At 64.2% G+C, this 7,961-nt stretch carries 8 protein-coding genes; all 8 read left to right on the top strand.

Annotation, left to right across the window (positions count from 1 at the left end):
• Positions 1-99 precede the first annotated feature (99 nt).
• The 8 genes from HMPREF3138_RS08370 (at position 100) to pqqF (ending at position 7,870) form a co-directional block, all read left to right on the top strand.
• Positions 100-1,026 (top strand): LysR family transcriptional regulator, encoded by a 927-nt coding sequence (locus tag HMPREF3138_RS08370; RefSeq protein WP_038873060.1) that lies wholly within the window; start codon positions 100-102, stop codon positions 1,024-1,026.
• Between the two features lie 133 nt (positions 1,027-1,159).
• On the top strand, positions 1,160-2,209 hold the full coding sequence (locus HMPREF3138_RS08365) for a dipeptidase (RefSeq protein WP_038873057.1): 1,050 nt from the start codon (positions 1,160-1,162) through the stop codon (positions 2,207-2,209).
• A gap of 117 nt (positions 2,210-2,326) precedes the next feature.
• On the top strand, positions 2,327-2,404 hold the full coding sequence (pqqA, locus tag HMPREF3138_RS25275; RefSeq protein ID WP_004937827.1) for a pyrroloquinoline quinone precursor peptide PqqA: 78 nt from the start codon (positions 2,327-2,329) through the stop codon (positions 2,402-2,404).
• A 58-nt stretch (positions 2,405-2,462) separates the two neighbouring features.
• On the top strand, positions 2,463-3,374 hold the full coding sequence (gene pqqB, locus HMPREF3138_RS08360; protein WP_038873055.1) for a pyrroloquinoline quinone biosynthesis protein PqqB: 912 nt from the start codon (positions 2,463-2,465) through the stop codon (positions 3,372-3,374).
• A gap of 9 nt (positions 3,375-3,383) precedes the next feature.
• Positions 3,384-4,139: a pyrroloquinoline-quinone synthase PqqC gene (pqqC, locus tag HMPREF3138_RS08355; protein ID WP_033634535.1), complete on the top strand. Its 756-nt coding sequence runs from the start codon at positions 3,384-3,386 to the stop codon at positions 4,137-4,139.
• On the top strand, positions 4,139-4,417 hold the full coding sequence (gene pqqD / locus HMPREF3138_RS08350) for a pyrroloquinoline quinone biosynthesis peptide chaperone PqqD (protein WP_016927749.1): 279 nt from the start codon (positions 4,139-4,141) through the stop codon (positions 4,415-4,417). The genes pqqC and pqqD overlap by 1 nt, the downstream gene beginning before the upstream one ends.
• On the top strand, positions 4,410-5,546 hold the full coding sequence (gene pqqE / locus HMPREF3138_RS08345) for a pyrroloquinoline quinone biosynthesis protein PqqE (RefSeq protein ID WP_038873052.1): 1,137 nt from the start codon (positions 4,410-4,412) through the stop codon (positions 5,544-5,546). The genes pqqD and pqqE overlap by 8 nt, the downstream gene beginning before the upstream one ends.
• 2 nt (positions 5,547-5,548) lie before the next feature.
• A complete protein-coding gene (pqqF, locus tag HMPREF3138_RS08340) occupies positions 5,549-7,870 on the top strand; it encodes a pyrroloquinoline quinone biosynthesis protein PqqF (protein WP_038873050.1) in 2,322 nt (773 codons plus the stop codon).
• Positions 7,871-7,961 lie beyond the last annotated feature (91 nt).

Genomic DNA, 7,961 nt, shown 5'->3' with positions numbered 1-7,961 from the left:
GGTCTTTTACTGCCCATCAATCGCAGGAGACGCAGCGTTTACGCTGATATACTGCAGCAAACGCCTTCCCCCATTTCCAGCACAACAGGACACCCACGCATGACCGATCCGGATTTCAACCTGTTGATCGCACTCGACGCGCTGCTGACGGCGGGCAGCGTCGTCGGCGCCGCACGGCGTCTCGGTTTAAGCGCTTCGGCGATGAGCCGCACCCTCAGCCGGCTGCGCGCGGCCACCGGCGATCCCCTGCTGGTGCGCGCCGGCCGCCATATGGTGCTGACACCCTATGCCGAAACGCTGCGCGAACGGGCGCGGCACGCAGCGTTCGAAGCGCGCGCGGTGTTGCGCCCGGCGCAGGGGGCATTGGATCCCGCCGTGCTGGATCGGACCTTTACGCTGCGCGCTAACGACGGCTTCGTCGAAGCCTTCGGCCCGGCGCTGATCGCCGCCGCGGCCGAACAGGCGCCGCGTGTGCGACTGCGCTTTGCGCCCAAGCCGGAGAAAAGCGACCGCCCCCTGCGTGAAGGGCTGGTTGATCTGGAGATTGGCGTGCTGGGTGACATGGGCCCGGAAATCCGCCTGCAGGCGCTGTTCCGCGATCGCTTCGTCGGCGTGATGAGAACCTCACACCCGCTGGCGCAGCAGCCGGAGATCGGCGCCGCCGACTACGCCGCCTGCGGCCACGTGGTGGCCTCGCGCAGCGGGCGCATCCTCGGGCCGGTAGACGCCGCGCTGGCGGAGCTGGGGCTGGCACGCCATATCGCCGCCGTGGTGCCGAGCTTTCCGGCGGCGCTGGCGGTGGCGCAAGCCTCGAACCTGCTGGCGTTGCTGCCCGCCTCGTTCCTGCATGCGCAACCGGCGGGCGGCCCGCTGCGCGTCTTCGAGCTGCCGGTGAAAACGCCGCCCATCACCGTGTCGCAAATGTGGCATCCGCGCTTGGACGCCGAGGCCGATCACCGCTGGCTGCGCCAGCTACTGCTGACGGTCTGCCGCCAACGCGTGCAAGAACCGCTTCGCACAGAGTGACAATGTCACTAAATTTTGCCCTGCTGAAGGCGAGTGATCCAGCCGACGGCAAAGCCCCCATAGCCTGAGGGTTGTTCCCCCTCGCGCGATGGGAGAACATAGCGTTCACGATGCCTGACTCAGTGAAGCGCCCATGACACTTCCCCCTCTCTGGCCGGTGTTCGACGGCCATAACGACCTGCTGCTCAACCTGTGGCTGCAGCATGACGACGATCCGGCCACCGCCTTCTATTCCCGCGTCACGCCGGGCCACCTCGATTTCGCCCGCATGCGGCGCGGCGGATTTTTCGGCGGACTGTTCGCGGTATTTATTCCCCCGCTCAGCTATATCGCCCAGATGCGCCACCAAACGCAGGACGAGGCGCAGGCCACCTTCGATCCGCTGGCGATCGCCGAACGGCAAATCGCCATCCTGCAGCAGCTGGAGCAAGCTTCTCAGGGGCAGCTGCGCATCTGTCGCACCGCCACCGAGATAGAACAGTGTCGACTTAACCGACAAATCGCCGCGGTGCTGCATATTGAAGGCGCCGGTATGATCGATGCGGAGCTGACGCAGCTGGAGGCCTTCTACCGGCTGGGCGTGCGCAGCATCGGGCCATTCTGGAATCTGCCGAACGCCTTCGGCACCGGCGTCAGCGGGCCGTTCCCCGGCTCACCCGATACCGGCCCCGGCCTGACGCCGGCCGGCGAGGCGCTGGTCCGCGCCTGCAACCGCCGCCGCATCATGATAGACGTCTCGCACATGAACGAGAAAACCTTCTGGCAAACCGCCGCGCTGAGCCGCGCGCCGCTGGTCGCCACCCACTCCAACGCCCACGCCCTCTGCCCGCAACCGCGTAACCTGACCGACGCACAGCTGGACGCCATCGCTCAGAGCGGCGGGATGGTCGGCGTCAATTTCGGTACCGCCTTCCTGCGTGCGGACGGCAAACGTGACAGTGCAACAACCGGCTTAACAGAAATTGTTAAACACGTTGAGTATTTGATCGCTAAACTTGGTGAAGATCGCGTGGGATTTGGCTCTGATTTTGACGGGGTCAACGTACCGCACCCGTTGGCGGATGTCGGCGGCCTGCCGCTGCTGACGCAAGCGCTGGCACAGGCCGGGTTCGATAACCGGCTGCTGGAGAAGCTGACCTGGCGCAACTGGCTGAACGTGCTCGCCACCACCTGGGGCGAATAACCCGGTTACGCTTTAAAGGTTGCGATCTCCGTCACATTTCGTCAACATTGGGCCGGCCGAATGCGAACGTTTCTCATTGGGTTCGAACTATTACGATGCATGCTAAGGAGCACCGCTATGACTACCTGGACTAAACCTGAGTTTGTTGACCTGCGTCTGGGTCTGGAAGTGACGCTGTACATTTCCAACCGTTAATCGCCCGTCTGCCCGCCTTTCGCGCGGGCATTTCTTTCCCTCTCTTTCTGGTTTAGACATGCAGATAAAAGTTCTCGGCTCAGCAGCAGGCGGCGGCTTTCCCCAGTGGAATTGCAACTGCGACAACTGCCGGGGCGTTCGCGACCGCAGCATCAACGCCAAGCGCCGCACCCAGTCTTCCATTGCCGTCAGCGACGACGGTAAAAACTGGGTACTGTGCAACGTTTCCCCGGACATTTGCCATCAGCTGCTGGCCTCGCCCGAATTGAATAATCCCGATGTGCTGCGCGGCACCGGTATCGGCGCGATCGTGTTGACCGACAGCCAGATCGATCACAGCGCGGGCTTGCTCAATTTGCGCGAGGGCTGCCCGCATCACGTCTGGTGCACGCCTGAAGTGCATGACGATCTCAGCACCGGCTTCCCGGTGTTTCCCATGCTCTCCCACTGGCACGGCGGGCTGATTCACCACCCGGTGACGCCCGGGGAGCCGTTCCGCACGGCGGTCTGCCCGACTGTGCGCTTTACCGCCATTCCGCTACTCAGCAACGCGCCGCCCTATTCGCCGTACCGCGATCGCCCGCTGCCGGGCCACAACGTGGCGCTGTTTATCGAAGATACCGCGCGCGGGGTCGGGCTGCTGTACGCACCGGGCCTGGGTGAGCCGGACGAGGCGCTGATGCCGTGGCTGCGCCGCGCGGACTGCCTGCTGATCGACGGCACGCTGTGGCGCGACAACGAGCTGGCCAACGCCGGCGTGGGCCGCAATACCGGCAAGGACATGGGGCATCTGGCGCTGGCGGAAGAACACGGGCTGGCGGCCCTGCTCGCCACCTTGCCCGCCAGGCGCAAAATCCTGATCCACATTAACAATACCAACCCAATCCTCAATGAAGACTCGGCAGAGCGGCAAAGTCTGACCGCCGCCGGCATTGAAGTGAGCTGGGACGGCATGAATATCGAACTGTAGGGAACCGCCATGACGCAACCACTGCCCCTGACTCCGCCGGCATTTGAAGCGGCGCTGCGCGCCAAAGGCGCTTATTACCATATCCACCACCCGTACCACATCGCGATGCACAACGGCGAAGCAACCCGCGAGCAGATCCAGGGCTGGGTGGCCAACCGGTTCTACTACCAGACCAGCATTCCGATCAAAGACGCGGCGATCATGGCTAACTGCCCACAGCCGGAAACCCGCCGCAAATGGGTGCAGCGCATCCTGGATCACGATGGCTACGGCGGCAGCGAAGGCGGCATTGAAGCCTGGCTGCGCCTGGGCGAAGCCGTCGGGCTGCAGCGCGACGCCCTGCTCTCTGAAGAGTTGGTGCTACCGGGCGTGCGCTTTGCGGTCGACGCCTACGTCAATTTCGCGCGCCGCGCCTGCTGGCAAGAAGCGGCCTGCAGCTCGCTGACCGAACTGTTCGCGCCGCAAATCCACCAGTCGCGCCTCGACAGCTGGCCGCAGCACTATCCGTGGATTGACGCCGCCGGCTACGACTATTTCCGCAGCCGCCTCGGCCAGGCCAACCGCGATGTGGAACACGGCCTGGCGTTGGCGCTGGACTATTGCGACACCGTTGAAAAGCAGCAGCGCATGCTGGAGATCCTGCAGTTCAAACTGGATATTCTGTGGAGCATGCTGGACGCCATGAGCATGGCCTATACCCTGAACCGCCCGCCTTATCACAGCGTGACCGCCGCGCGGGTATGGCACAACCAGAGGCTGGTGTAATGACGCTGAACCCTGAACATACCCCCGTCTTCCGCCGCGGCTATCGCCTGCAATGGGAGCAAGTGCAAAACAGCCACGTGATCCTCTACCCGGAAGGCATGGCCAAGCTGAACGACAGCGCCGCCGCCATCTTGCAGCTGGTCGACGGCCACACCACGCTGAACGGCATCATCGCGCAGCTGAACGCCCGCTTTCCCGGCGCCGAGGGGTTGGCGGATGACGTGCTGGAATTTTTCCAGCGCGCCTACGAACAAAAATGGGTGACCTTCCGTGACTGAAGCACGCGCGCCGGCGGTGAACCCGCCGCTCTGGCTGCTGGCGGAGCTGACCTACCGCTGCCCGCTGCAGTGCCCCTATTGCTCCAACCCGCTCGATTTTGCCGCGCAGGAAAAAGAGCTGACCACCGCGCAGTGGATTGAGGTGTTTCGCCAGGCGCGGGCGATGGGCAGCGTGCAGCTCGGTTTTTCCGGCGGCGAGCCGCTGGTGCGTAAAGACCTGCCCGAGCTGATCGCCGCCGCGCGCGATCTCGGCTTTTACACCAACCTGATCACTTCCGGCATCGGCCTGACCGAGAAGAAGCTGCAGACCTTCGCCGACGCCGGGCTGGACCATATCCAGATCAGTTTTCAGGCCAGCGACGAAACGCTGAACGCCGCGCTGGCGGGTTCCGCCAAGGCGTTTCAGCAGAAGCTGGCCATGGCCAAGGCGGTCAAGGCGCTCGGCTATCCGATGGTGCTCAACTTCGTGTTGCATCGCCATAATATCGGCCAGATCGACCGTATTATCGAACTGGCGATCCAGCTGGACGCCGACGACGTCGAGCTGGCGACCTGCCAGTTCTACGGCTGGGCGCACCTCAACCGCGAGGGCCTGCTGCCGACCCGCGAGCAGATCGCCGACGCGGAAGCGGTGGTAAAACACTATCGCGAACGCATGGCCGCCGAGGGCAAGCTGGCCAACCTGCTGTTCGTCACGCCGGACTACTACGAGGAGCGCCCCAAAGGCTGCATGGGCGGCTGGGGGGCGATCTTCATGAGCGTAACGCCGGAAGGCATGGCGTTACCCTGTCACAGCGCCCGTCAGTTGCCGATCGCCTTCCCGTCGGTGCTGGAGCACGATCTGCAGCATATCTGGTACCACTCGTTCGGTTTTAACCGCTATCGCGGCTATAACTGGATGCCGGAGCCCTGCCGTTCCTGCTCGGAGAAAGAGCAAGACTACGGCGGCTGCCGTTGTCAGGCGTTCATGCTGACCGGCAACGCCGACAACGCTGACCCGGTATGCGGCAAATCGCCGCACCACGGCACCATTCTGGCGGCGCGGGAAGCGGCGAACCGTTCGCAGATCGGTATCGATCAGCTGCGTTTTCGCAATCAAACCAACTCCCGTCTGATTTTCAAGGGTTGACGATGGCACTCGCCGGCGCCTCCTGGCAGCTCGACAACGGTTTGGCCGTCAAGGCGATAAGCGATCCTGCCGCCGCTAGCGCCGCCGCGCTGGTGCGCATTGAAGCGGGCAGTTTTCAGGCGCCCACCGCCTGGCCGGGCCTGGCGCATCTGCTGGAGCATATGTTGTTTCGCGGCAGCGAGAACTTCAGCGCGCAAGATAGTTTGATGGGCTGGGTACCGTCGGTCGGCGGCCGACTGAATGCCACCACCCAGGCCACGCAAACCGCGTTTTTCTTCGAGGTGGGCGCCGATCATTTGGCGCAGGGGCTGGCGCGGCTGAGCGATATGCTCGCCGCCCCACAGCTGGCGGCCGAGGCGATCGCACAGGAGATTGAGGTCATCGACGCTGAATATCGCCTGCTGCGCGCCGAGGTGGAAACCCGCTGCGAAGCCGCACAGCGGCAGATGTTCACCGGCCTGGACGCCATGCACCGCTTTCATATCGGCAGCCGTGCCGCTTTCGGCAGCGACATTTCCGCCCTGCAGCAGGCGCTGCGGCAGTTTCACCGGCGCTATTTTCGCGCGCCAAACCTGACGCTGTGGCTGCAAGGCCCACAATCGCTGGCGCAGCTGCATGCGCTGGCCCAGCGTTACGGCAGCCGCTTGCCATCGGGCAGCGCCATACCGCACAAAGCCTCACCGCCGCTGACCGCTGCGAAAGATTACACCCTGTCTCTTCCCGGCACGCCGCAGCTGAGACTGGTGTTTGCCCTGCCGTGTTCCCATGCGCGCGGTTGGCTGCGGCGGCTGGAGCGCCTGCTGCTGGACGAAGCCCCCGGCGGGCTGCTGGCCCGGCTGCGCGCTCAGGCGTGGTGCGATGCGGTTCGGCTCGATTATTCGCGCTGCAGCGAGAACAACGCGCTGCTGAGTTTTATCTTTACCGTCAATCACGGTTCAGCTGCTGAAGCTGCCCACATCGAAAGCGCGTTGTTGGCGTGGCTGCAGGCGCTGCAGGTGCTGGCACCGGCTCAGCTTGCGCATTACGAGCGGCTGGCCAATCGCGATTTCCACCGTTTGGCGCCGCTCGATCAGCTGCGCGCCAGAGCGTTTGGGTTGCCGCCGGCGGAGCCGAACGACGATTGGCCACGGCATATTGCGGCGCTGATTAGCGCGCCGCGCCGCCGCCTGGCCGTGCGGCCCGATGGCGGCGGCGAACCCCGTGAAATTCAAGGGTTGCCGCTGGCGCTTGGCCCCTTCGTTGGCGCCGCGCTGACGCTCGCAACGGAACCTTTTCGCTTTTTCACCGCCGCGGCGGCGCTGCCGAGTCCGACCTTGCCTTCCGGCCTGGCGCCGCTGCGGCATCTGCTCCCTGGCGAAGCGCAGCCGGTGCTGTTGCTGCGGCCGGCGCCGTCCAGCCCCTTCAGCGATGAACAGGCCTGCGGTATACAGGCGGCGCTGCGCGCCGGGGCGGCCGAACTGGCGCATCAGGAGGGACATTTAAGCTTCGAACGCCACCAGGGCGTGTGGCTGCTGCAGTTGGCGGGCAGCCACGCGCTGATCTGCCATGGGCTGAGCGTCGTAAACCGGGCGCTGGCGGTGTTGTCGCCGGCCGTTCTCAACGAGGCGGCGAGAAACCTGCGCCATACGCAGCGGAAAGAGCAAAACGATATCGCCATTCGCCGTCTGTTAGCCCAATTGCCGGCGGCGCTCAGCGCGCCAACCGCAGCGGCGCAATGGCATGCCACCTTGATCGGCGGCGATGGCGAGTTAAAACGGCAGCTGTCGCACCTGCTGTACGGTTTCCCCTATTCCGTGGCCGCTGAGCCGCCGCTGCCGACACCTCACCATCATCGCCCCGTCACGCTGACGGAAAGCGGCCCCGAAAGCGCCTTACTGCAGTTTTACCCGCTGCAGAACGGCGAAGCCGAAGGCCGTTGGGCGCTGCGCGTGCTGGCTCAGCTTTACGCCCCGCGTTATTTTCAGCGGTTGCGCGTGGATCGCAACGTGGGTTACGTGGTGCAATGCGCCTTCCACCGCTGTGCCGATACCGAGGGCATGCTGTTCGCCCTGCAATCCCCGACGTTCAACGTTGAACCGCTGCGGCAGTTAACCGACGAATTCTTACTGCAGATGCGCCATGAGCTGGCGCACATTGGCGCTGGCGAGCTGGCGCAAATACAACAGGCGCTGCGGCAAAGCCTGCAGCGCCTCAGCACCGAATCGTTGCAGCGCGCCCGAGAAATTGCCTTGGAAGATCGCGAGGCCATTGCTGACGCTGCGCCAGTCACGCTGACCCAACTGTTGCACTGGCAGCAGCAGCTTTTCCAGGGCGATGACATTTAAAGCTGCACCGCCCAGTTAGCCCGCCGTGAACAACACAATGGGTAGGCGATGCCGGTGATCACCATGCTGATCACCCAGGAAATGTCTGCGC

It is taken from the genome of Serratia sp. HMSC15F11 (assembly GCF_001808215.1).
In the GTDB taxonomy this organism is placed as follows: Bacteria; Pseudomonadota; Gammaproteobacteria; order Enterobacterales; family Enterobacteriaceae; genus Serratia; species Serratia nevei.
Note: the sequence above shows the minus strand (reverse complement) of the source record. Positions and strands in the feature narration are given on the sequence as shown.